21 protein-coding genes, 1 riboswitch and 1 other annotated feature are annotated in these 25,164 nt (G+C 29.1%); of the genes, 20 read left to right on the top strand and 1 reads right to left on the bottom strand.

Features of this window, described 5'->3' with window-relative positions; genetic code table 11:
- Window positions 1–14 precede the first annotated feature (14 nt).
- The 13 genes from KQI18_RS01290 to KQI18_RS01230 all read left to right on the top strand — a co-directional run bounded on the left by KQI18_RS01290 (window position 15) and on the right by KQI18_RS01230 (window position 11,549).
- Window positions 15–716, top strand: a complete 702-nt coding sequence (locus tag KQI18_RS01290; protein WP_216465687.1) for a hypothetical protein — start codon at window positions 15–17, stop codon at window positions 714–716.
- A gap of 17 nt (window positions 717–733) precedes the next feature.
- Entirely contained in the window at window positions 734–1,309 is a 576-nt protein-coding gene (gene folE, locus KQI18_RS01285) for a GTP cyclohydrolase I FolE (protein WP_216465686.1), read from the top strand.
- Window positions 1,310–1,326: 17 nt separating this feature from the next.
- Complete coding sequence (gene folP / locus KQI18_RS01280) at window positions 1,327–2,115, top strand: dihydropteroate synthase (protein ID WP_236887586.1); 789 nt, start codon at window positions 1,327–1,329, stop codon at window positions 2,113–2,115.
- A gap of 10 nt (window positions 2,116–2,125) precedes the next feature.
- Window positions 2,126–2,491, top strand: coding sequence for a dihydroneopterin aldolase (gene folB, locus KQI18_RS01275; RefSeq protein ID WP_216465685.1), 366 nt, complete (start codon window positions 2,126–2,128; stop codon window positions 2,489–2,491).
- Window positions 2,484–2,987 carry a 2-amino-4-hydroxy-6-hydroxymethyldihydropteridine diphosphokinase gene (gene folK, locus KQI18_RS01270; protein ID WP_216465684.1) on the top strand — a complete coding sequence of 168 codons (504 nt, stop codon included), beginning with the start codon at window positions 2,484–2,486 and terminating at the stop codon, window positions 2,985–2,987. The genes folB and folK overlap by 8 nt, the downstream gene beginning before the upstream one ends.
- A complete protein-coding gene (aroF, locus tag KQI18_RS01265; protein WP_216465683.1) occupies window positions 2,977–3,759 on the top strand; it encodes a 3-deoxy-7-phosphoheptulonate synthase in 783 nt (260 codons plus the stop codon). Before folK ends, aroF begins: the two co-directional genes overlap by 11 nt.
- A gap of 261 nt (window positions 3,760–4,020) precedes the next feature.
- Entirely contained in the window at window positions 4,021–5,811 is a 1,791-nt protein-coding gene (gene dnaG, locus KQI18_RS01260) for a DNA primase (protein WP_216465682.1), read from the top strand.
- Window positions 5,812–5,828: 17 nt separating this feature from the next.
- Window positions 5,829–6,995 carry an RNA polymerase sigma factor RpoD gene (gene rpoD / locus KQI18_RS01255; RefSeq protein ID WP_216465681.1) on the top strand — a complete coding sequence of 389 codons (1,167 nt, stop codon included), beginning with the start codon at window positions 5,829–5,831 and terminating at the stop codon, window positions 6,993–6,995.
- Window positions 6,996–7,067: 72 nt separating this feature from the next.
- Window positions 7,068–7,775 (top strand): tRNA (adenine(22)-N(1))-methyltransferase, encoded by a 708-nt coding sequence (locus tag KQI18_RS01250; RefSeq protein WP_236887585.1) that lies wholly within the window; start codon window positions 7,068–7,070, stop codon window positions 7,773–7,775.
- A 4-nt stretch (window positions 7,776–7,779) separates the two neighbouring features.
- Window positions 7,780–8,877 carry a Nif3-like dinuclear metal center hexameric protein gene (locus tag KQI18_RS01245; protein WP_216465680.1) on the top strand — a complete coding sequence of 366 codons (1,098 nt, stop codon included), beginning with the start codon at window positions 7,780–7,782 and terminating at the stop codon, window positions 8,875–8,877.
- 95 nt (window positions 8,878–8,972) lie between these two features.
- Window positions 8,973–9,842, top strand: coding sequence for a methionyl aminopeptidase (locus KQI18_RS01240; protein WP_216465679.1), 870 nt, complete (start codon window positions 8,973–8,975; stop codon window positions 9,840–9,842).
- Window positions 9,843–9,921: 79 nt separating this feature from the next.
- Window positions 9,922–10,190, top strand: a binding site (T-box leader).
- Between the two features lie 153 nt (window positions 10,191–10,343).
- Window positions 10,344–10,889, top strand: a complete 546-nt coding sequence (locus tag KQI18_RS01235; protein ID WP_216465678.1) for a tryptophan transporter — start codon at window positions 10,344–10,346, stop codon at window positions 10,887–10,889.
- Between the two features lie 192 nt (window positions 10,890–11,081).
- The gene (locus tag KQI18_RS01230) at window positions 11,082–11,549 is read left to right on the top strand and encodes a hypothetical protein (protein ID WP_216465677.1); all 468 of its coding nucleotides are present in this window, start codon (window positions 11,082–11,084) and stop codon (window positions 11,547–11,549) included.
- A 122-nt stretch (window positions 11,550–11,671) separates the two neighbouring features.
- Here KQI18_RS01230 and KQI18_RS01225 read toward each other — a convergent pair whose 3' ends face one another.
- Window positions 11,672–13,828, bottom strand: coding sequence for a YhgE/Pip domain-containing protein (locus KQI18_RS01225; protein WP_334299383.1), 2,157 nt, complete (start codon window positions 13,826–13,828; stop codon window positions 11,672–11,674).
- Window positions 13,829–14,530: 702 nt separating this feature from the next.
- Here KQI18_RS01225 and KQI18_RS01220 point away from each other — a divergent pair.
- From KQI18_RS01220 to KQI18_RS01190, 7 genes are all read left to right on the top strand, one after another.
- On the top strand, window positions 14,531–17,920 hold the full coding sequence (locus KQI18_RS01220; protein WP_216465675.1) for an AAA family ATPase: 3,390 nt from the start codon (window positions 14,531–14,533) through the stop codon (window positions 17,918–17,920).
- 125 nt (window positions 17,921–18,045) lie between these two features.
- Window positions 18,046–18,636 (top strand): hypothetical protein, encoded by a 591-nt coding sequence (locus KQI18_RS01215; RefSeq protein ID WP_216465674.1) that lies wholly within the window; start codon window positions 18,046–18,048, stop codon window positions 18,634–18,636.
- Between the two features lie 144 nt (window positions 18,637–18,780).
- A riboswitch (SAM riboswitch) is annotated at window positions 18,781–18,887 on the top strand.
- A 132-nt stretch (window positions 18,888–19,019) separates the two neighbouring features.
- Window positions 19,020–19,991, top strand: coding sequence for a methionine ABC transporter ATP-binding protein (locus KQI18_RS01210; RefSeq protein ID WP_216465673.1), 972 nt, complete (start codon window positions 19,020–19,022; stop codon window positions 19,989–19,991).
- The gene (locus KQI18_RS01205; RefSeq protein ID WP_216465672.1) at window positions 19,978–20,631 is read left to right on the top strand and encodes a methionine ABC transporter permease; all 654 of its coding nucleotides are present in this window, start codon (window positions 19,978–19,980) and stop codon (window positions 20,629–20,631) included. Before KQI18_RS01210 ends, KQI18_RS01205 begins: the two co-directional genes overlap by 14 nt.
- Window positions 20,632–20,718: 87 nt before the next feature.
- Window positions 20,719–21,552, top strand: a complete 834-nt coding sequence (locus KQI18_RS01200) for a MetQ/NlpA family ABC transporter substrate-binding protein (RefSeq protein ID WP_216465671.1) — start codon at window positions 20,719–20,721, stop codon at window positions 21,550–21,552.
- Between the two features lie 129 nt (window positions 21,553–21,681).
- A complete protein-coding gene (locus KQI18_RS01195; protein WP_216465670.1) occupies window positions 21,682–24,438 on the top strand; it encodes a sensor histidine kinase in 2,757 nt (918 codons plus the stop codon).
- Between the two features lie 135 nt (window positions 24,439–24,573).
- Window positions 24,574–25,164, top strand: coding sequence for an XRE family transcriptional regulator (locus tag KQI18_RS01190; protein WP_334299382.1), 591 nt, complete (start codon window positions 24,574–24,576; stop codon window positions 25,162–25,164).

Below are 25,164 nucleotides of genomic sequence, written 5' to 3'. Positions count from 1 at the left end.
ATTGGGGTGTTAATATGAGGAATGATTTAATTAAAATTTACAAAGAGGAAATGAATAAAATTAAACAAAATAGCGGGGTTAACGCTATTTTTTTAGTTGGATCAAGTAAGGATAAAGATTTTAAAAAAGATGCTAAATTAATAAATGATATAGATTTATTTGTCATTTGCGATAATATTGAAAGTCAAATACGGATTATTAAAGAAGTTAATGGAATAAGCTTTGATATAAATTACTTTTCTATAGAAAATTGTAAAGAAATGGTTAAAAATAGAGAGAAATTCTTTATAAATGAGGTTAGGGATGCTAAAGTTGAATACGACAATGGAGGATTTTCACAATGTTTAATAAAAATTTGTGAACAAACATACGATAAAGGACCTGTAAAGCTTCAAAATAGTGAAAAATACTTTATTAAGTATGAACTCAATTCTACTCTTAATAAGTTAAAAAATAAAGACAATATGGGTGAATTAGAATATGAATTTTTGACGAATTTATTTTTAAAAGATATAATAATTGGGTACTTTAGTATAAATGATAAATGGTTGCCTAAAGAAAAAAAATTAATTAAGGCGTTAAATAAAGAAGATATAGAATTATATAAATTAATTGAGAATGCATATAAAATTAAAGGTTATGAAGAGTTAAAAAAAATTTATTTATATGTGTTTAAGGATGATGACAGAGAGAAGTTTATAAAGTTAATTTACTAAAAATGGGGTGACATTATATGAACCAAGAAAACAAAGATAAAATAAGAAATGCCGTAAGGGATATATTAGAAGCTATTGGAGAAGATCCAACAAGAGAAGGACTTGCAGATACTCCAGATAGAGTGGTTAGAATGTATGAAGAAATTTTTTCTGGGTTAAATGAGGATGCAAGGGAACACTTAAAAGTAGTGTTTCACGACGAGGATCATGAAGAGCTTGTTATTGTAAAAGATATTCCTTTTTATTCATGTTGCGAACATCATCTAGTACCGTTTTTTGGAAAAGCTCATATAGGATATATACCAAAGGCAGGTAGACTTACAGGATTATCTAAGATTGCTAGAGTAGTAGAAACTTTAGCTAAAAGACCTCAATTGCAAGAAAGAATTACTAAAGAAGTAGCAGATATTATAATGAATGAATTAAACCCTTATGGAGTTATAGTAGTAATAGAGGCTGAACATATGTGTATGACTATGAGAGGAGTTAAAAAACCAGGATCAAAAACCATTACATCCGCAGTCAGAGGTGTGTTTGAAAAGGACTTGGCGGTTAGATCAGAGGCTATGAGCTTACTGACAATGAGAAGCTAAGTAGGAGGGGAGAATTTTTGTTTAAATACGGTAAAAAAACTTATATAATGGGAATTTTAAATGTGACACCGGATAGCTTTTCTGATGGTGGTTATTTCAATAAACTCGATAAAGCAATTAAACATGCGAAAGAAATGGTTAATCAGGGTGCAGATATAATAGATTTAGGCGGAGAATCTACTAGACCTGGACATACAGTGATAACATCTGAAGAAGAAATAGAGAGAATAACACCAGTAATAAAAAGAATAAAAAGTGAACTTGATATTCCTGTATCCGTAGATACTTATAAGGTTGATGTAGCTGAAGCTGCTTTAAAACTTGGAGCTGATATGATCAACGATATTTGGGGTCTTCAAAAAGATGAACTTATGGCTTCGGCAATAGCTAAATACGATGCAGAAGTTTGCATAATGCACAATCAAGATGGTACGGAATATGAAGGTGATATTATGTGTTCAATTAAATCTTTTTTAAATAAAAGTATAGAGATTGCTTTAAATTCAGGTATAAAAAAAGAAAAAATTGTACTAGATCCAGGAATAGGATTTGGAAAAACATTTGAGCAAAATATAGAGGTATTAAAGAGAATGGCTGAACTGAAGGAACTAGGTTATCCTATACTTTTGGGTACTTCTAGAAAAAGGGTTATAGCAAATGTTTTAAATACAGAACCAAAAGACAGAGTAGAAGGTACAGTGGCCACTACAGTTTTAGGTATAAAAGATGGAGTAGATATAGTTAGAGTACATGACGTTCTCGAAAATTCTCGTGCAGCAAAAATGGCTGATGCAATTATAAGATAAGGTGGATAATATGGATAAAATACTTCTAAATAATTTAGGTTTTTATGGTTATCATGGTGTTTTAGCTGAGGAAAATATATTAGGACAAAAATTTTTTTTAGATATTGAATTGTACTTAGATACTCATGAAGCAGGTGTTAGTGATAATATAAATAAATCGGTTAGTTATGCTGATGTATACAATTTAGTTAAAAATATAGTAGAAGATAGAAGATATAAACTTATTGAAGCAGTTGCTGAAAATATTGCAATAGAAATTTTGGAGAAATTTGTACTTATAAATGAAGTTTTAGTTAGAGTTAAAAAACCTGAGGCACCAGTTAATGGCATTTATGATTACTTTGGCGTTGAGATAAGGAGATGCAGGTATGAATAAAGTTTATTTGGGTTTAGGTACCAATATGGGAGATAGACTATTAAATCTAAAAAGAGCAGTTGAGTATTTAGAGTCATTTGAGGGTATAAGAATAGTGAAGCTGTCTAAAGTTTATGAGACCAAAGCTTGGGGATATACTGACCAAGATGACTTTTTAAATATGTGTCTAGAAGTTGAAACAGATATTGATAAGCATGAAGTACTTCAAATTTGTCAGGAGGTCGAGCAGAGACTTCACAGAAAAAGAATTATTAGATGGGGTCCTAGGACCATAGATGTAGATATATTGTTTTATAATGATTTTGTCTCTGATGATGAGGAGCTAATATTACCACATCCGAGGATAAAGCAGAGAGCTTTTGTTATTATACCACTACTGGATTTAGATGAAGATATAATGCTTAAGGGGAAAAAACTTAGACATTATTTAGATCTTCTTCCTGGGGTGGATATTGAAGGGGTAAAGGATAAAGGAGTTTTAATTAATGAAAGATAATACATTAAATTGCAATGAGAATATAATTATTAGATCATATGAAAGTATCATAGATTTAAAAAAAGACAAACTGATGATTGCTGGTCCTTGTGCAATTGAAAGCTATGAGCAGTTATTAGAAACTGCAAAATTTGTCAAGAAAACGGGAGTAAATGTACTTCGTGGAGGTGCATATAAGCCAAGAACATCTCCAGACTCTTTTCAAGGATTAGGAAGAGAAGGATTAGATATACTAAAATCAGTGAAAAATGAGATACAGTTGCCAGTTATAACAGAGCTTATGGATGTTAGAGACTTAGAATATCTTTACGATGTTGCTGATATAATCCAAATTGGCTCTAGAAATATGCAGAACTTTACACTACTTAGTGAAGTTGGAAAGCAAGATAAACCTGTTTTGCTAAAAAGGGGAATGTCTGCAACAATTAGTGAGTGGATCGGAGCATCTGAGTATATTACAAGTGAAGGAAACCATAAAATAATTATGTGTGAAAGAGGTATAAGAACATTTAATGACTACACAAGAAATACTTTAGATTTAGCAGCAGTGCCAATTATACACAAGGAGACCGGTTTTCCTGTAGTAGTTGATCCTAGTCATTCCACAGGTATTAGATATTTAATTGAACCAATGTCAAAGGCTGCATTAGCTTGTGGTGCTAATGGATTGATGATAGAAGTTCATCCTGATCCCGAAAATGCACTTTCAGATGGAGCACAATCTCTTAATTTTAAGCAATTTGAAAATTTAATAAAGTCTGTAGGTTTATAAATTAACCTTATATTAGAGATATAGATATTGTAATTAATCTTTAATAAAGGAGATAACTAATCCACTTTTTTATTAAAGATTAATAAAAACATAAAAAGTCAAATTTGATTAAAATAATTCAAATTAAATAAAAAAATTTTATTTTTAAGAAGGATATCAACATAAAAAGTCGAATTATGTACAAGAGTGATTGACAAATTTACAATATCGTGTAAAATGGAAATGTTAACATAAAAAATAATCACACCAGAAGGTGATAATATGAATGATATGAAAGACATTATAGATGAAATTAAATCTAGATGTGAAATATCAAGTATAATTTCAGAGTATATGGCAATTAAGCAGTCTGGCTCAAATTATAAAGGATTATGTCCTTTTCATGGTGAAAAGACACCTTCATTTCATATAAATACATCTAAACAAATATACAAATGTTTTGGATGTGGTGAAGGTGGAGATGTAATAAACTTTGTAATGAAAATGGAAAACTTAGACTTTATGGATTCTGTAAAGCTATTAGCTAGTAAATGTGGATTAGAAATAAATACCAATATAAGTAATGATACTAGGATAAAAATAGAGAAATCCAAAAAGTTTCAAGATGTATACACCGAAGCCGCTAGATTTTACTTTTCGAATCTAACAGAAGGAAGAAATAAAGGTTACGATTATTTGAGAAAAAGAGGCTTAAGTGACAAAATTATAAAAAAGTTTGGCCTAGGTTTTTCTAAAGATTCTTGGAGCAATCTCAAAGATTTTTTAGTTACAAAGGGATATAGTGAAGAGGAATTACTTGAATGTGGATTAATATTAGAGAACAAGGGCGGAAGTAATACCTATGATAGATTTAGGAACAGGGTTATGTTTCCTATTTTTGATTATAGGGGAAATATAATAGCTTTTGGTGGTCGGACTTTAGACAATTCAATTCCGAAATATCTAAATTCACCTGAAACATTGATATTTAATAAGAGGGAGAACTTATATGGTTTGAACTTTGCTAGAAAGAAGATCGACAATAGAACAATTATACTGGTTGAAGGGTATATGGACTTAATTTCATTAGTCCAATACGGAGTAGAGAATGTATCTGCAACTCTTGGAACTGCACTTACAGATCAGCAAAGTTCTCTTATAAAGAGATACGCGGATAATGTAATCATTTCGTACGACTCGGATTCAGCGGGAGTACAAGCTACACTGAGGGCAATTGATATACTTGTTAAAGCAGGTATTAATGCCAAAGTACTTAATTTAAGAGATAGCAAAGATCCCGACGAATTTATCAGAAAATATGGATTTGATGAATATAAGAAAGAAATTGAAAATGCAACTCACTATATAAAGTACAAAATAGATAATCTTAGAGGAAAATACGATCTAAACAAAGATGATGATAAAGTAAAGTATATAAAGGAAGCTTGTAATATAATTAAGACATTAAAAAGCCCTATAGATATGGATTATTATATAAACTATTTAAGCCAATCTATGGGTATTAGTATAGACTCTGTAAAAAGAGAAGTTTACGGAAATAACTATAATAAATCATATAACCGTAAGTTTAATAATAAAATAAAGGAAAAACCTATTGAAAAAATTCAAGTTAGAACTGATGGCAAAATTATTTCCGAAAAATTATTATTAAAAATAATGTTAGAAAGTAAAAAGTTAAGGGAATTAATACTACTAAAGATAAGTAGAGACGACTTTTTTATTGAAAAAAACAAAAAAATTGCGAATTTTATTATTAAAAATAGAGAAATGGATAAAATAACTATTGACAAAAGTGAAAGTTTTTGTATAGACGAAGAATATTTTGAAGATATTAGTTCTATGAGCTTAAAAAATATTGATTTCGAAAACACAAAAGAGATAGATGAAATTTTAAATACAGTCAAAAGAAATACACTTGAAGCAAAGATAGAGAAATTATTAATAGAGCAAAAAGAATTAGAGAATAATCATGATGCGAAAGAGGTAGATGGTAAAATTATGGAAATAGCTTTGAAAATTGTTGAGATAAATAAAATGTTAAAGAGTTTGTAGTGAAAGGAGGTTTAAGTGTGGAGAATAAATCTATTAAAGAATCAAGTAAAATAGCAGCAAAGAATTTAATTGAAAAAGGAAAAAAACAAGGATCTCTTACGCTACAAGAAATTGTAGAAGCACTTTCAGATACTGAGATAGATAAGGATAAAATAGAGAGTCTTTATGAAACATTTGGTAACTTTGGAATAGAAGTTATTGATACAAAAGAAGGAAATGCATCAGTAAACTTTTCATCTAAAGACGATGACCTAGATGTAGCCGTACTGGATGAACATAAGGTTGATGAAGATATCGCTGATGAAACGTCTACTGCAGATTTGGAAAAAGTTGATTTGTCTTTACCTAAAGGTATAAGTATAGACGATCCAGTTAGAATGTACTTAAAAGAAATAGGAAAAATACCTCTACTTAAACCGCATGAAGAAGTTGAGTATGCAAAGAGGATGAACGACGGAGACGAGATAGCAAAGCAAAGACTGGTTGAAGCCAACCTTAGGCTAGTTGTCAGCATAGCAAAAAGATATGTTGGAAGGGGCATGTTGTTCCTTGATTTGATCCAAGAAGGAAACTTAGGTCTAATAAAGGCAGTTGAGAAATTTGACTATACAAAAGGTTATAAATTTAGTACTTATGCAACATGGTGGATCAGACAAGCAATAACTCGTGCAATAGCAGATCAAGCTAGAACAATAAGAATACCGGTGCACATGGTTGAAACGATCAATAAACTTATAAGAGTATCGAGACAGTTACTACAAGAGCTAGGTAGAGATCCTAAGCCAGAAGAAATAGCAAAAGAAATGGATATGACAGAAGAAAAAGTTAGGGAAATCATGAAGATTGCTCAAGATCCAGTTTCTTTAGAAACACCAATAGGTGAGGAAGAAGATAGCCACTTAGGTGATTTTATACCTGATGATGATGCGCCAGCTCCTGCAGAAGCAGCAGCTTATTCTCTACTTAAAGAGCAAATAGAAGATGTTTTGGATTCTCTAAATGAGAGAGAGCAAAAAGTCTTAAAGTTGAGATTTGGACTTAAAGATGGAAGAGCTAGAACTCTTGAAGAAGTCGGAAAAGAATTTGATGTGACAAGAGAGAGAATTAGACAGATAGAAGCTAAAGCTTTAAGAAAATTGAGACATCCGAGTAGATCAAAAAAACTTAGAGATTACTTAGATTAATATAAAAGAGCTGATAATTAACAGCTCTTTTATATTTTTAACAGATATATTTTATAAGGAGGAAGCTATAAATTGAATATTAAATTGACTAGCAGGTTAGAAACAATAGCGTCCCTAGTAACAAAAGGCAGCAAAGTCGCTGATATTGGTACAGATCATGGTTACATTCCAGTACATTTACTAAAAAATAATATAGTACCTTTTGCAATATTGGCGGATATAAATAAGGGGCCTCTTGATAATGGTAAAAGATTTGTAAAATGGAACAATTTATTAGATAAAGTAGATTTCAGATTAGGTTCAGGAATTGACGTATTAAATCAAGGTGAAGTAGATGAGGTAATTATAGCAGGAATGGGTGGAATTCTTATTTCAGATATATTAGAAAATAAAAAAGAAGTAGCTCACCGCCTTAAAAAGTTAATACTTCAACCAATGCAAGCACAAAACAAATTGAGAATGTATTTGCTTGAAAATGGTTATGAGATTATAGATGAGGTACTTGTAAGAGAGGATTTTAGGATTTATGAAATAATTGTGGCTAAGTATACGGGTAAATACTCTGAGGTAGAAAACGAAATATACTTTGAAGTAGGCGAAAAGCTTGTACAAAAAAGAGATCCTCTTTTAAAGGATTTTGTAGATAAAAAGCTGAAGTCTTATAATGATGTACTTGACCATTTAGAAAATATTGATAGTGAATCAATAGAACAAAAGAAAAATGAAACTAGAGCCAAGATAGCTAAACTTATAGAAATTAGAAAAACTATTGAGGAGTGATCAAATGAGATTACGTGATTTAATAAAAGTAATTGAAGAAAAGTATCCGACTAATTTAGCCTATGATTGGGATAATGTTGGTTTATTAGTTGGCGATTGGGATAGTGAAATAAATAAGGTTTTAGTAAGCATTGAAGCTAATGAAAAACTTATAGAAGAAGCAATAGAGAATGATATTGATTTAATAGTTACTCACCATCCATTTATTTTTAGTAAGATAAAAAGAATTACAACTTCGGAATTAAAAGGCAAGCTTATACATAAATTAATCAAAAATGATATAGCAATCTACAGTATGCATACCAATTTTGATATAGCAAATGAAGGCCTTAATGATTATTTCATGAGTCTCTTAGGTATTGAAAAAAGCGAAATATTAGACGTGACATATTCAGAACAACTCTACAAATTGGCTGTTTATGTACCTAAAGATTATGCCGATACGGTTAGACTTAAAATGTGTGAGGCGGGAGCTGGTTTTATAGGAAATTATAGCCATTGTAGCTTTAACATTGATGGCAAAGGTACTTTTATGCCTAAAGAGGGTACAAATCCGTTTATAGGAGCAATAAATTCGTTAGAGACAGTAGAAGAGATAAAAGTTGAAACTGTTGTTCCAAAAAAAGTTCTAAATTCTGTTCTAAATGAAATGCTAAAATCACATCCGTATGAAGAAGTTGCATATGACTTATATAAAATAGAAAATAAAGGCGAAGTTTTCGGTCTTGGTAGAATAGCGAAATTAGATAAAAAAATGAATCTGGAAGAACTAGCTCAATTAGTTAAAGAGAAACTAAATATGAATTATATTAGAGTAGTTGGGGATTTAAATTCGGATATTACAAAAATTGCTGTTGTAACAGGATCTGGAAGTAGTTATGTAAAAGATGCAAAAAAATCAGGTGCACAAGTATTAATAACAGGAGATCTTAAATATCATGAGGCTCAAGATGCGTCAGACATTGGAATGAATATTATAGATTGCGGGCATTTTGAAAGTGAGTATATATTTAAAGATATAATGAAGGAATTCTTGGATGAAAAGGTTGATTTAAAAGTAGTTCAAAGTGAAGTTGACTTAAATCCAATTAAAACATTTTAAAAACTGTTATTGTAAATATATAGGTACTTAAATTATACTGTATAATAAAGTTACAATTTATAAAATGTGTATGACAGAATAATAGAGGTGGTTATATGAAGATAGGTAGAAATGATAAATGTTGGTGTGGCAGTGGACAGAAATATAAAACATGTCATGAAGCATTTGATCAAAAAATAGAAAAATATAGATCAAAAGGACATATTGTTCCATCACATGATTTATTAAAGTTACCAGAAGATATTGAAGGCTTAAAGTCTAGTGCAAAAATAAATATAAGTGTTCTTGACTATATAGGTGAGCATATAAAAGAAGGAATCACAACACAGCAGATAGATGATTGGGTAAATGATGTAACTACAAAGCAGGGAGGCATTCCAGCGACCTTAGGTTATGAAGGATATCCAAAGAGTTGCTGTACTTCTATAAATAATCAAGTATGCCATGGAATACCATCAGAAGATATAATGTTAAAAGACGGTGATATTATCAATGTTGATGTTTCGACAATATATAAAGGATACTTCTCTGATTCTTCTAGAATGTATTGTATAGGTAACGTAAAAAAAGAATATAAAGATCTTGTACAAGTTTGTAAGGAATGTGTCCAAAAAGGGCTGGAACAAGTGAAGCCATGGGGATTTCTTGGGGATATGGGAGAGGCCGTTTATAACCATGCATTAAAACATAGATATACTGTAGTAGAGGAAGTAGGAGGACATGGTATAGGCAAAGAATTCCACGAAGATCCTTTTGTAAGCTATGTTTCAAAAAAAGGGACTGAAATGTTGTTAGTTCCAGGCATGGTTTTTACAATTGAGCCAATGATTAATTTGGGATCAGAAGAAGTTTATTTAGACGAAGAAAATGGATGGACGATTTATACATCAGATAAAAAACCTTCAGTTCAATGGGAAATTATGGTATTAGTAACAGAAGCAGGTTATGAAGTACTATCTCATTAAAGATAAATAAAATATAAATAAAGTTATTGACATTTTTAAAAAATTTGAATATGATAATATAAACAGATTAAATAAAATATATAATCCTTTGATGAGGAAGAGTAATCAAATTTAGGTTCAAAATAGAGAGTTGAGGATGGTGGAATCTCAACAAGAAATAATTTGGTGAATGGGCCTCTGAGGAATTGGCTGAAATTGTGCAAACAATACTAGGCTTTATCGGGATGACGCACGTTATAGCGGATAGAGTATGATAGTACTTGAAATGAGATGTATAGTGGTTTTTAAAATGAGATTAGAAGTCGCTATATAATTTAGGTGGCAACGCGGATAATCTCCGTCCTATTGATTTAGGACGGAGTTTTTTTATTTTCAAAAAATGTATAGAATTTAAAAATTTCGTCTAGGGAGGTGAAGTCATGTTGTGAACAGTGAATGAAAATTATCATATAGACTATTTTGCTAAAAATAAAAATAAATTTATATCATGGAGGAAAGAATATGAAAACAAATACAAGAAAATTAGTTTTAAACTCAATACTACTGGCGATAGGTTTACTGTTGCACCAATTAACACCAGCCCTAGGATTACCAATACAGCCTGATATGGCACTAGCAATGTTGTTTGTAATAATGGTTCTTAATAAAGATGACTATAAGACTTGCCTTGTAGCAGGGATTATAACAGGAGTCTTTACAGCTCTAACAACAAAATTCCCAGCAGGACAAATACCAAATATAGTTGATAAAACTATAACTGTAAATATAATGTTCGTATTTATGTATATTGTTTATAGATTACCTTTAATAAAAAAATTAACTGAGAAGAAAAAAGATACTGTAGTTACAACTTTATTATTACCAATAGGAACTTTAATTAGTGGAACTTCTTTTTTACTCTCAGCAAAACTAATTGTAGGTCTACCAGGTTCATTTACGGCATTATTTGTAGTAGCAGTGCTTCCTGCAACAGTTTTAAACTTGGTGGCTGGATTGTTCTTATTTAAAGTTGTTAAAATGACAGTGAGCAGAACTGCGTCTGCATAGTAGAATTAAGTTAATTTAATAAAATTTTAAAAAAAAATTATCTCAAAAAAATAAAAAATTGGTTAATTGAATATAAAATTTATATATTTTGTATCTAGTTGTAAATAATGTATTTTACTTAAAACATAATTTTTATTTAAATAATACAGATACTAATTACAAGTAATATAATAAATAGAGAGGAGAATATATATGTTTAATATGTCAAAAAAATCAATGATGGCAGATGCAATAATGCCAAAAAAAAGATCAATGATGAAGACTTCAATGATGATAACTGGTGCTACATTAGCTGGCGTAGGTGCATATGCATCTTATAAAGCAATAAGAAATAATAGCCAACAAAATCAAATGAATATGTCATTTGATGATGATTATGGATATAATGATTTTGATTATAATTATGGTACTCATTATGGTAATTGCCACAGACAACATAACAATGATTATAATGAATTAAAGAAAAAAGTTAATGAATTTAATAATTCTCATAAAGTAAGTAGTGGATATCAAGATCATAAAGATCATCATCACAATCATCAAGGCGATAACAAAGGGCATAACTACCATATAAAAGCTAAAAATGATGAGAAAGCTAAAGTTGAAAATAAGGTAGAAAACAAAATGGATAATAAGAAAAATGATAGTACAGTGAAATAAAATTAAAAATTTCTACTAAACTCGAAAAAGTATTAAATACTAATAAAAAAAGATCTATAAAAATAATTAATTTTTTATAGATCTTTTTTATTATATATTTAAAAAGAATCTTAAGTTTGTTTTTAATGACCTGTAAGTCTACTTTGACCAAATTTTTCTTTAAGTGGAGCACCAAATTTATTAATCGGACCTTTTAAGAATACATTTACTCCAATTGCAAGTAACATAAATATTACCATAGCAATCAGATCTTTGATCAAGTTAGGCATATAAATTCCACCCAAAGCTTCTCTAGAAGCCGATATAGCGTAAGTAAATGGTAGCAATGGATTTAGAACTTGGAAAAATTTAGGCGTTACTTGTATAGGGAAAGTTCCCCCAGCAGCAGCGATTTGAAGTACCAATAATATAATCGCCATAGCCTTTCCGATATTTCCGAATACTGAAACCAATGAGTAAACTATAAAGTTAAATACCATACTAGTAAACATTAAAAGTAATACAAATAGTATTGGGTGTACCATTTTTACTCCAAGGAGAAGTATATCTCCAACTCCGATTATAAAACCTTGTACAAGAGCTATACTTAAGAATGTAAGAGCTCTACCAAAGTATGCTTCATAAGGCTTATAGTCTCCTTTAACACTTGTAGTCAATAAGGCAGATAATAGTAATATTCCAACCCAAGTTGATAAAACACTATAGAAAGGAGTCATAGCCGCTCCGTAGTTATCTATAGGATAAAGCTTTTTAGTATCAACTTTTACTGGTTCTTTTAAAAATTCAGATTTTGATAAAATATCACTTTCTAAGAGTTCTACTAGTTTTTGCATATCTTCACTATTATTTATTTTATCTAGTACTCCTATGATTTCATCAACCATTCCCTTTGCTACAGGAAGTTTATCCTGTACCAGTTTTACAGTGTCATTTGCATCGTTAGATATATCTAAACAAAGAGTAAGTATTTCTTCTACTTTTGGAAGTTTATTCTCAGCCTTATTTAGTACATCGATTATGTCATTTGCTACTTTAACTCCACCTTCAAATATACTGTTTATAGGATTTAAAATATCTCTATCGAAATTGTTTAGTAAATCTGTTCCTAGAGAGCCTATATCATCACATATCTTTTTAAGGTTATTTAAAGAATCTACAGAAGGTTTTTGACCACTTGCTATTTGTCCTTTAATTTCATTTACTGTGCTTATTGCACTGTCGACTTTTGAATTCATATTTTCCAATTTATTTATTACATTTGTAAACGAATGTAAGCTGGATAGTTCGTCAAGTTTTCTTACAAAATCAAGTAGAGTTTGATTTAAAGATTTTGTACTAGAGAGCTTATTGTTTATATTATCTAGTATTTTATTTGCGTCTTCACTCCCATTATTAACTGCATTTACTAAATCAGATGTTAGAGTAGAAGCAGATGATGATATATCTACTATTAAATTCAGATCAGACTTAATAAGTGGAGCAATTCTATTTACATTGTTATTAGTATCTTGCAAAAATCCTTTAATATCATTAGAAAGATTTTTAGTATCATTGATTGTGTTTTTTATAGTAGGTAAATCATTTTTCACACCATTTACTGTGTCATTTAATTTGGATGTCGCTTTAGACGCAGTATTCATTGTTTTATCAATGTTTGAGAATTTTCCTTGCAGATCTTTAAGTGAATTTTCTACCTTTGATAATTTTGGAAGTTCTTTTTCTAATCCTACTCCAATTTCGTTTGAGAATCCTAATATAATTTCACTGACAGTTTTAACAACTGTTTGATTAACTTGAAGCTGGATAGTTGAAGCTCCTTTTTCGGTTATTTTTGGAGCAATTGCATTAATCTTTTCGTTTACAGTGTAGATGATTGTCCCTTTTTTCACATCCGATGTTATTAAAGAAGTTAAATCTTTTGAAAAATCTCCAGGAATAACGACTGAAGCGTAGTATTCACCAGTTTTTACACCTTTGAGAGCCGTTTTTTCATCTACAAATTGCCAACCTAAGCTGTCGTTTTCGTGAAGTTTTTCCATCAACTGATCACCGACATTAATCTTTTGGTTTGAGATTTCTGTACCCTTATCTTTATTGGTGATGGCAACCTTCATATTTTTAGTATTTCCATATGGATCCCACGAGGCTTCTATATTAAACCATGCATAAAGCGATGGTAGAAGTGCTAAACCTATTACTATAACGAGTACTGTATAATTTCCCTTGATGTCTTTTAAATCACCTTTAAAAATTTCAAGAATATTCTTCAAAAATCTCACCTCCTTCATTTATGTTGTAAATATATTTTTGTAATCAACTCTAGATTATATTCCTTTTCTTGCATCAAGTAAAGTGAAAATTAAAATAAAGTTGAAATACTAATATTTCTAAAAATTTAATAAATTTAAAAGTCCTAAAAATAAGTATTTGCCACCGAATTGCCCCCATAAGTAGCATTTCAGTGACAAAGAATATTATATCCTATTTTACTAAAGAGTCAAATATATTTGCCATTTTCTAGAATCTTTATTATCTATGAAAATATAAGTTCTTAAGTTTATACTTATTTTAGAGTGAGAGAACCTTATATTTGTACCACTTTATTTATATTCTTTACATAAGTATAGTAAGGTGTTTATGAGATAATATAAGGAAGGAAAATTCTAAATATAAATGATTCTTTTCTACTTATATAATAGTTTTTACATTATTATCATATTTATTTACTTTTGTAAATTTTATGTAATTATAGATTTAATTTTTAGAATTAGCCAGAAATATAGCATTTACAATTAAAGATTAAATTATATAATGATAAAAATTAATTTTAATGTAATTTACATAGTGAAAACATACAAAAACTTTGATATAACTAAGAATAAAATTGTACATAGCTTGGCACAATATGTATAATAGTATATAAAATATAGGTGCATTCTAAAGGATGCACCTATAATACTTTACATAGAGGTGATTAAGAAATGGAATATAATTATGATAGGATAAAAGAGAAGTTAAATAAAATTGAAAAAGAACTAACTGATAGATTGATTGGACAAGATAAATTTATTTCAGACTTATGTTGCTTTTTTTACGAAAAGTTTAAAAATAATGAATGTGGGATGTTATTTTTAATTGGAGATGAAGAGACTGGAAAGAAAACTAGTGTTAGGAAAATCTTTGAAGCACTTGGAAATTTAAATCTTGAAAGCTCAAGTAAAATTAATAAAAAAATAGTAGAGCTAGACTTGTCTTCTTATAATTTTAATTTTGGTTATTATGCGTTCTTAACAGATTTATATGAAGCACTAAATAGTGAAGTAGAGTGTATACTATTTAAGCATGCGGATAAAGCTGATGAAGATACTATCAGAATACTCTCAAAGATACACCCTAACAGTCATATAGATTTAGATGATGAGTACGTAGTAAAAAATAAATTTATGGTAAAAGCAGCTGATGAAGACAAAGACACCATTAAGAGTTTAGATTGTAAAGAAAAATTTTTAGTATTTACAGCTAATAATATCTCATTTAACATAGAAAAAACTATGGGACAGGAATTTATAAAAAAAGTAGATTCTCTTCTATATACAAAGCAATTGAATAAAGAAGAGAAGAGTCAGCTTCTTGAAAGAGAAGTAATAAATGCTATTAAGACGATAGAAAATCAATTTAAAGTAGATATTGTGGCTCAAAAAGGCGACACTGATGAATATACTAAACTATATAAATTTATTCAAAAGAATTACAAAAGAGATAGTAATTTTGGTGTATCAGAATATGTTTCTTATATATTTACAAAACCAATAACGAACTTGATGTATAGATATGTAAATGAGGGAATTAACACTGTCGCAATATATGTTGAAAATGATGATATATTCTGTAAGATACAAGGTGAAAGTTATAATTTAAATGATTATTCTACGCCAACATTACAAGAAGCTAAATACAAATTAAACTCTATTATAGGTATAAAAGATCTTAAGGATTTTATAGATAATGTGAGGACTAATTTTAAGGTTCAAAAAATAAGACATAGACTTGGGCTACAAGCGTCTAACATATCACTTAATATGATATTTGCAGGAAATGCGGGGACAGGTAAAACAAATGTAGCTAGGATTACTTTTGAATATTTAAATGCCCTTGGTGTGTTATCTAAGGGGGTGTTTAAAGAAGTTAGTAAAGCAGATTTTGTTACGGAGAATACTGCAGATGTAGCTAAAAGAACAAATGATATAATTAATTCTGCTATCGGAGGAGTTTTGTTCGTCGATGAAGCGTATTCACTTTGTGAAAGCGAAGAAGATAAGGTAGGAAAAGAGATAGTAGATGCACTTTTAAAAGGAATAGAGGATAACAGAGACGATTTAGTAGTAATATTAGCTGGATATGAAGAAGACATGGAGAGATTTTTAAGTTTTAATCAAGGACTTAAGTCAAGATTTCCAAACTGGATTCATTTTGAAGATTATAATCCTAGGGAAATGTATGATATTGCAGTTAATATAGCAGATTCCAAAGGATATAGGATAGCAGATGATGTTAAACCTGGATTAATAGATCTATTTGAAAGAAATCAGTTTGCGGGTAAAAATGATCTCGGTAACGCTAGATTTGTTAGAAACATTGTTGAGAATGCAATAATGGATGCATCTAAAAAGTATTTAACAAACAGAGATAAAGAGATTGATTTACTAGAAAAAGATAACTTTAACTTCAAAGTTAATACAAAATTTGATTTAGAAAAAAAGTTAAAGGATCTTATAGGTTTACCACAAGTAAAAGATTTACTAAGAAGTCAGTATAAGCTTATTATTGCTCAAGAAAAACGAAGAGCTGCGGGTATTAATACTAAAGTTGAACAGAATTTAAATATGGTTTTTATAGGAAATTCAGGAACTGGTAAAACTAGTGTAGCTAGAATAGTAGCCGAGATGTTAAACAGTATGGGTGTACTGAAACTAGGCCAACTTATAGAGACAAACAGATCTAGCTTTGTTGCTGAAACTGTAGTTGAAACTCCTAAAAAAACTAAAAATAAGTTCAAAGAGGCAATAGGCGGAATTCTTTATATTGATGAAGCTTATTCACTTTGCAGTGATCATACTGGACGACTTGCATTTGATACTTTACTGAATCTAATAAAAAATTATTCTGATGATGTCATTGTAATATTGTCTGGGCATGAAGATAAAATGAAGGAATTTTTTGAGACAAATAGTGGACTACAATCAAAATTTCCTCAGTGGACTGTCTTTGAAGATTACGAGCCAAATGAATTATTTGAAATGGCAACTAGACTTATAGAATCAAAAGGATTTAGAATATCTAATTCAGGATTCAAAGCATTAAAAAATAGCTTTATTTTTGTAAGTGATAGCATAGAGGAACAGTCAAGGAATGGGCGTTTAGTAAAAAATTATGTAGAGGATATAATTAGAAATCAGAGTATAAGAGTTGCTGAAAGCGAGTCTAATATATATGATATGAATTTGATTATATCTACTGATATAGATAAAAGTAATATAATAAATACAGACAGCGAGTTTAATTTAGAAGATAATTTAAGTCGACTAACTTTTAACGATAATATTGAGAATTTTTTTAGAGAACAATACAAATTTATTAAAATTCAAAATAAAAGAAAGAAGTATGGTCTATATAGGGATTCTAGAATATACCAAAATATCATCTTAGTTGGAGAGCAAGGTACAGGTAAAAAACCAGCATTGAAATTGTTATCTAAAATGTACTATTCACTTGGGTTTATAGATTATAAAAAGCCTGTAACTCTAGATAGTTCAGAAATAATAAGCTTTTATCATAGTGGAGAAAGTGTGTATGAATTACTAAATAGGCATTTAGGAAAAATACTTATAATAGATAGAGTTAATAAATTTTTTGAAGATAGTAGTAATAAAGAAATTTTACAATATATTTATAAATTTATTGAAGAAAACGGTAAAAAAATAATAGTGGCTTTAATAGATGAATCTGAAAATTATGATAAAAATTTAACTGAATACAAATCTCAAAACTCTATATTTCCAATACTTTTAAAATTTGGGAATAGAGGACCACATGAGCTATATAATTTAACTCTAAATTTAATAAAAGACAGTGGTTTTGTACTTGAAAAAGGAATTGAATGCATCCTTGAAAAAACTATTGAAGACTTATATTTTAGTGATTTGATAGGACTTAAAAATAGCAGAATTGCAGAGGCTTTTGTTGATATATTAATAAGGGTTCAGAGTACAAGAATTTTTAATAATAAAATAGGGTTTGAAGGCATAAACTTAGTAAATAGAGATGATATAAAAGTTAGTAAAGAAAGAGTTATCGATCAGTATAAAAAATAAAAATTTAAAAAAATATAATAAAACTCCAAAATTTTATATATATGTAAATAAAATACGTGAATATTGAAATACTACTAATACAGCGTAAAAATAGCTAATTATAAAATTTAGGAGGTAATATAAGTATGAAATTAAAAAAAATATCGTTATTAGGTTTATCTTTGCTATTATCACTTAGTGTTGTAGCTTGTACTAAAAAGACTCAAGAAAAAGTTGGAGAAGATGTAAATAATGCTAATAATAATGTTGAAGAAAAAGTCGGTGATTATACAAATTACTATTCTTCAGCTTACAACAAGTATTCAACAGGGATGGATAAATATTCTATGTATAATACCGTAGCAGATGTAAACAAAGTATATGAGACAAAAGAATACCCTGGTAATGAAAAGTATCTTCAAGAAGTAAAAGCTGCTTACAAAGATTCTAGAGATAAAACTCAAGAATTTGTAGATTCTCTAAAAAAAGATAATAAAACTGACGATAAAGAGCTTGGTGATATGCACGAAAAGCTTATAGCTGAAGGTGAAAGAACAATAAAAGAAATGGATTCTAGAATCAAAAGACTAGATGAAATTTCAGATGAAGATATGAAAAGAGATCAAAATGGATTTATTACTTTAGTTCATGGAATAACTCATACAGGAAATGATGTACAAAATGGATTTAATAACATGATCAATGATATGAATAAAAGACTTGGAATAACTAGATAATACTCCTAATTATATTAAGTATTTTAACTTTTTTTTATAAAAAGATTAAAAAAGTTATTGACAATTGTATTTAATCAATATATCATGTATTTAACAACAAAACGAAACAGCGAAAAACTAAAAAGAAAAAATTAATAATTGTACGTCTTATCAAGAGAGGTGGAGGGACTGGCCCTATGAAACCCGGCAACCAGTATATTTTATATACATTGGTGCTAAATCCTGCAACTAATATAGTTGATAGATGAGTATAAATAGAGTCTTTTAGGCCTGAGTTTATACTCAGGCCTTATTTAATTTTTAAAATAAAAATCTTTTGGATAAAAGTCATTTGTTAGTTGCATAGTATTGGAGTAGTTTTAGCATTAGAAGGGGGTTCTTAAATGATTACCATAAATAAAGTCAACAAGTATTATGGGGATACACAAGTTTTAGAAAATATAAGCATAAATATAGAATCCGGTGAGATTTTTGGGATTATCGGACACAGTGGTGCAGGTAAATCTACACTTTTAAGATGTATAAATGGTCTTGAAGAATATCAAGAGGGAAGTATTAAAGTTGATGGGAATGAGGTAAATTTACTTAACGAAAAAGAAATTAGGAACTTGAGAAAAGATTTAGGTATGATATTTCAACACTTTTCTCTTTTGGAAAGAAAGACTGTATTTGATAATATAGCATTACCTCTCGAATGTTTTGGGTACACTAAACAGGAAGTAAATAAAAGGGTGACAGAGTTATTAGACTTAGTTGGTATTTCTGAAAAGAAAGATGAAAAGCCTAGAAATTTAAGTGGTGGGCAAAAGCAGAGAGTTGCAATAGCAAGAGCATTAGCATTAAACCCAAAGGTATTACTTTGTGATGAGGCAACTTCAGCACTAGATCCAAATACTACAAAGTCTATACTTTCTCTATTGGAAGATATTAATAGAACTTTAGGGATAACCATAATTATGGTTACTCACCAGATGGAAGTTATAAAACAAATATGTTCTAGGCTTGCAATTATGGAAGGTGGGAAGGTCCTTGAAATAGGTGATACAGAAGATATATTCTTACATAATAACAAGAGTCTTAGAAAACTTATTGGGGAAGAGAGTATGATACTACCAGAAGGGACTAATATAAAAATACTATTTCCAAAAGATATTTCAAATGATGCTATTATTACTACAATGGCAAGAAAATTGGATATAGATGTATCCATTATTTTTGGAAAACTTGAACAGTTTAAGGATGATATACTTGGATCCTTAATAATAAATGTTCCATCTGAAAATGGTAAAAAAGTAAAAGCGTTTTTAAACAGCGAAGACATAAGATGGGAGGATTTAACCGATGGCATTGAGTGATTTTTTAAGTAATATTTTTATAGAGGCACTATTACAGACGTTATATATGATAATTGTACCAACATTAGCTGCTACAATATTAGGATTTATACTTGCAATCATATTAGTAGTTACAGCGCCAAACGGGCTAAAGCCAAATAATACTATATACAGCATATTGGGGTTTATAGTAAATGTATTTAGAAGTTTCCCCTTTATGATACTTATCGTTGCACTAATACCATTTACAAGATTAATAGTCGGTTCTTCTATAGGAGAAACAGCAGCGATTGTTCCAATAACAATCGGGGCAGCTCCATTTATTGCTAGAGTTATAGAGAGTGCTCTAAATGAAGTAGACAAAGGTCTCATAGAGGCAGCAAAATCATTTGGGGCTACAAAGAGACAGATAATATCTAAAGTTATGATAAAAGAAGCTATGCCTTCTATAATTTCAGGCATAACTTTATCAGTAATATCTATACTTGGTTATACAGCTATGGCAGGAGTTGTTGGCGCTGGTGGGTTGGGTAATGTAGCTTTAGTGTACGGTCATCAACAGTTTGATACAGCAGTAATAGTTTACACTGTTATAGCTCTGATAATTTTAGTTCAAATTATACAAGGTTTAGGAAATCTTCTTTATAAGAAACTTAGATAAACATTAATTAATATGTACATAAATATATAAGTTTTGAAATTATATATTTACTATGAAAATACAATTTAAAATACAGGGGGTATTAATATGAAAATTAAAAAGTTTTTAACGCTTACACTATCAGTATTGGTTACAGCATCAATGATAGGATGTTCACCAAATAAAGATGAAGAAAAAGAGGGTACAAACACTGCATCAAAGGAAGATAAGGTAATAACAATTGGTGCAACAGCTAATCCACATGCTGAAATTTTAGAAGAGGTTAAACCGCTACTTAAAGAAAAAGGATATGATTTAAATATAAAAGTATTTAACGACTATGTCTTGCCAAATACTGCACTTGAGGAAGGATCTTTAGATGCAAACTTCTTCCAACATATACCTTATCTTGAGGAAACTGTTAAAGAGAAGGGTTATAAGCTTACACATACAGCGAAGGTTCATATAGAGCCAATGGGATTTTATTCAGATAAGCTTAATGATATAAAAGATATATCAGATGGAGCAACTATTGCAGTTCCAAATGACCCAACAAATGGAACTAGAGCACTCAAACTACTTTCTGACAATGGAGTAATAAAAGTAAAAGATGCGGAATTAATAACTAAAAACGACATAACAGAAAATCTTAAAAATATAAAGATTAAAGAGATGAATGCAGAACAATTACCTACAGTTCTAAAAGATGTAGATGGTGCAGTAATAAACACAAACTATGCATTAAATGCAAAATTAAATCCTTTAAAAGATGCTCTTGCATTAGAATCTAAAGATTCACCATATGCTAATATATTAGCTTGTAGAGAAAATAATAAAGACAGTGAAAAGATAAAAGTATTGTCCGAAGCATTAAATAGCAAAGAAATTAAAGCTTTTTTAGAAGAAAAGTATCAAGGAAGTATAATACCAGCTTTTGAATAATATTTTTAGAGAAAGTAAGTAAAATTTTTTACTTACTTTTTTTATTATTCAGAAACTGACAAAATTTTCTCTTAAATCGTGATAGTATATTCATATATGAGACAAAAAATATATAAAGAGAGGCATGTTATGAGATTTAAATCAGCTTTACAAGAAAATAAGATGTTTATTGTTTTAATGATTCTACTTACTATTATATTATTTTACAATATCGATATGTATATGTTTTTTATCAACATTTTTAGAGTAACTTTACTTTGTATATATGCTTATTCAATAGTATATTCAATGGGTACAAGACAGGATGTATTTATGAATAATCTTAAAATCACCTGTACAATATCAATTATAGTAGGGATATTAGGTGTAAGTGTTGACATCGAAGAGTACACTAGGTTTTTATTGCTTACACTGTCTTTGAACAATTTCTCTATATTTGCTTATAAAGTATTGATTGAAAAATTTAGGATTAGTGAAAGGAAACTACTAATTTCATATTTAATTATAATAGCTTTAGAATTTATATCAAGGAAGTTTTTTTATGATATTAATGTGAATATATGGATAATATATATAAACTTATATGTTAGTATATTCAGTTTTGCTGCAATTCAATTTAATAGAGCTAATAGAGCTAATAGTGAATATAGTGAATATAGTGATAATAGATTGTTAAATTTTTTATCCATTTTAATGGTAATTTCAACAATAGCATGTTTACTTTCAGTAAAAAATGTGGCTACTTTAGATAAAATGAAGTTTGCAAGTTTATCTCAATTTATACTTTGTTTTGTTATATATATATCTTATATATTTAATGTAAGACAGAAAGTTATAGTTCCACATTCAGAGCTCCATTATAGCAATGAAAAACTGAACATAAATAGAAATCGACTCGATAAACTGAATTCAGCTATAGAAAAAGATATACGTATACAGGAAACTTTAAAAAATCACATTGTACATAGAAAGGAACTATTAATACAAGCTTTAAATAATATGCCTGATGCCTGGGCTATAATCAATCAGGATTTGAATATCGTTTACGGAAACTTTAAATTCAACAAAGAGTTTATGAGTAAAAAACGATATTTAAAAAAACTCTTAGAAATAATAAGAAATGAGAAAAAGGTTTTTGACAGTAGAGATGAGACATTTAATTTTAATGATAAAAGAATTTCTTTACTTGATAAAGCCTTTCTATTGAGTATAAATTACAATATGGAAGAAGATAATTATTTGGTTAGTTTAAACGACATAACACAAGAATCTATAATGGATAAGAAGATTAGAGATCTTAATGAAGATTATGAAAAGATAATTTTAAATATACCATGTCCAATAATGGTTAGAACGACGGATGCGCCTAGTGGTGATAATACTATTGTAAGTATAAATAAAAGCTTTGAAAATAGCTTTGGAGTTTCAGCAAAAGAGTTTAGACATATGAAATTAGATAAATACATATCTAAATTTGATATCGATTTATTTGACAATAGAAATTTTAAAAGATTAGGGCTAAATATAGATGAAAGGGAGGATATAATAAATTATGGTTCGGCATCTAGCTGCATAGTAAATTTTGCATTGAAAGATAGATTTGGTAAAGAACGAGTTGAAGAAGTTAGAGTAGGAGATTACTATTCAGATAATAAATTGTATAAATTACTTACCTACAGAAATATTACAAAAGAAATTAAGATCTTAAAAGATACAAATGACCAAAAAATAGTGTATGAGAAATTGCTAGACGCAATACCAGAAGCATTATTTTTAGAAAATATTTCTACATCACGTGTTATATATACTAACATAGCATTTAATAAATTATTTGGCATAGAAGATGATGTCTTGGGTGTAAATACGCAAAAGTATAGAAATATACTAGTAAAAAAATATATAAATAATCTAAAAAATGGAGACAAAAACAAGAGTATACATTTAGTAAATGAAAAAAACCAGATAAAAGAGGTTGAGATGATATCAAGAAAACTTTATTTTGGACAAAAAGAAAGTAGAGTAAGAATAATAAGAGATCTAAGTGTTCAAAGAGAGTCAGAAAGATTAAAGGACGCACTGATTAAACAGAGACAGTACGATAAAATGAAAATGGAGTTTTACGCAAATATTTCACATGAGCTTAAGACGCCATTAAATAATATATATAGTTCATCTCAATTAATTGAAAAATTATTCGAAAAAGGAAAAATTCAAGAAACACAATCTGTTTTAGGAGAACATTTAAAAGTTACAAAACAAAATATGTTTAGACTTATGAGATTAATAGACAATATTATAAACATATCTCAGGTAAAATCTGAGATATATAAAGTAAAAGCTGTAAACTTTGATATTATAGAGATTACTGAGGGTATAGTAACATCAATAAGTAGCTATTCTAAATCAAAAGAGATAGATGTAGTATTTGATACTAATGAAGAAGTGATTATGGTAGGACTAGATCCAGAGTCTATTGAAAGGATTATATTAAACTTGATTTCCAACGCTATTAAATTTACTCATAGTGGTGGCGAAATTTTAGTTGGTATTTATAGAAAAGAAGACGAGGTACAAATAGTTGTTAAGGATAGTGGTGTAGGTATAGAATCTGAAAAGCTTCAGGATATATTTAAAAGATTTAAGCAAATTGAAAATAGCGGAATTTCAAATGAATTTGGAAGTGGAATAGGACTTTGCTTAACTAAATCTCTGGTTGAAATACAAGGTGGAAGTATAGATATTTCTAGTAAGTTAGACGAGGGTACAGAAGTTACAGTTACGTTCCCGATAAAAGAAGTTATAGAAGAAATATCTGATATAAGAGAATACGATAACAACATTGAAAAATTCGAAATTGAATTTTTTGACATCTACAAAGAAGGTTAAATTTATTTCATTATAGTTTTTTTATATTATAAATTGTAATCAAAACATAGACAAATTGCATTTAATAAATTATATTTAAATTAATGATGTTAAGAAAATACAGTTACATATAAAATATGGAACAGAATATTTGAGGTGGCAATTTTGAATAAAGATATAGGTGCTAAAATAAAACAACTTAGAACACAAAAACAAATGACTCTAAAATACATGAGTGAGCAGACAAATTTATCTATAGGTTTTTTATCTCAACTTGAAAGAGGATTGACTAGTGTAGCTACTGATTCTTTAGCTAAAATAGCTGATGTTTTAGAAGTAGAGCTTACATACTTTTTTATGAGACCGAAGGAGAGAAAAAGAAGAGTTCTTAGAAGTTATGAAAAAGAAGTTTTTGATATTTCAAACTCAATGTTTATACACTACCATCTATCAGCAAGTTTAAAAGACAAGCAACTTCTTCCAAGGCTAATAGAGATTCTTCCAAATAAGACTGAAGAGGAAATTTGTAGTTACATACATGAGGGTGAGGAATTTGTATATGTATTAGAGGGAGTTTTAACTGTATTTTTAGGTGATGAACAAATAGATATGTATCCAGGAGACTCTATACATTATAACAGCGAAAAAAATAAGCATAATTGGGCAAATTATACTAATAAATTAGTTAAGATATTGGTCGTTAGTATACCAAATCCATTTAAAGAAGAAGAAAGTGAGCAAGAGTAA

This window comes from Metaclostridioides mangenotii (assembly GCF_018917235.1).
Taxonomy (GTDB): Bacteria; Bacillota; Clostridia; order Peptostreptococcales; family Peptostreptococcaceae; genus Metaclostridioides.
This window is presented reverse-complemented; position numbering and strand designations above follow the sequence as displayed.

Excerpts from the sequence above, each read along its gene's own strand:
- KQI18_RS01210 (WP_216465673.1), top strand. The coding sequence starts at position 19,020 with ATGATTACCATAAATAAAGTCAACAAGTATTATGGGGATACACAAGTT.
- folE (WP_216465686.1), top strand. The coding sequence starts at position 734 with ATGAACCAAGAAAACAAAGATAAAATAAGAAATGCCGTAAGGGATATA.
- KQI18_RS01205 (WP_216465672.1), top strand. The coding sequence starts at position 19,978 with ATGGCATTGAGTGATTTTTTAAGTAATATTTTTATAGAGGCACTATTA.
- KQI18_RS01215 (WP_216465674.1), top strand. The coding sequence starts at position 18,046 with ATGAAATTAAAAAAAATATCGTTATTAGGTTTATCTTTGCTATTATCA.
- folK (WP_216465684.1), top strand. The coding sequence starts at position 2,484 with ATGAATAAAGTTTATTTGGGTTTAGGTACCAATATGGGAGATAGACTA.
- KQI18_RS01235 (WP_216465678.1), top strand. The coding sequence starts at position 10,344 with ATGAAAACAAATACAAGAAAATTAGTTTTAAACTCAATACTACTGGCG.
- KQI18_RS01290 (WP_216465687.1), top strand. The coding sequence starts at position 15 with ATGAGGAATGATTTAATTAAAATTTACAAAGAGGAAATGAATAAAATT.
- dnaG (WP_216465682.1), top strand. The coding sequence starts at position 4,021 with ATGAATGATATGAAAGACATTATAGATGAAATTAAATCTAGATGTGAA.
- KQI18_RS01240 (WP_216465679.1), top strand. The coding sequence starts at position 8,973 with ATGAAGATAGGTAGAAATGATAAATGTTGGTGTGGCAGTGGACAGAAA.
- KQI18_RS01230 (WP_216465677.1), top strand. The coding sequence starts at position 11,082 with ATGTTTAATATGTCAAAAAAATCAATGATGGCAGATGCAATAATGCCA.
- KQI18_RS01245 (WP_216465680.1), top strand. The coding sequence starts at position 7,780 with ATGAGATTACGTGATTTAATAAAAGTAATTGAAGAAAAGTATCCGACT.
- folB (WP_216465685.1), top strand. The coding sequence starts at position 2,126 with ATGGATAAAATACTTCTAAATAATTTAGGTTTTTATGGTTATCATGGT.
- KQI18_RS01220 (WP_216465675.1), top strand. The coding sequence starts at position 14,531 with ATGGAATATAATTATGATAGGATAAAAGAGAAGTTAAATAAAATTGAA.
- aroF (WP_216465683.1), top strand. The coding sequence starts at position 2,977 with ATGAAAGATAATACATTAAATTGCAATGAGAATATAATTATTAGATCA.
- KQI18_RS01200 (WP_216465671.1), top strand. The coding sequence starts at position 20,719 with ATGAAAATTAAAAAGTTTTTAACGCTTACACTATCAGTATTGGTTACA.
- KQI18_RS01195 (WP_216465670.1), top strand. The coding sequence starts at position 21,682 with ATGAGATTTAAATCAGCTTTACAAGAAAATAAGATGTTTATTGTTTTA.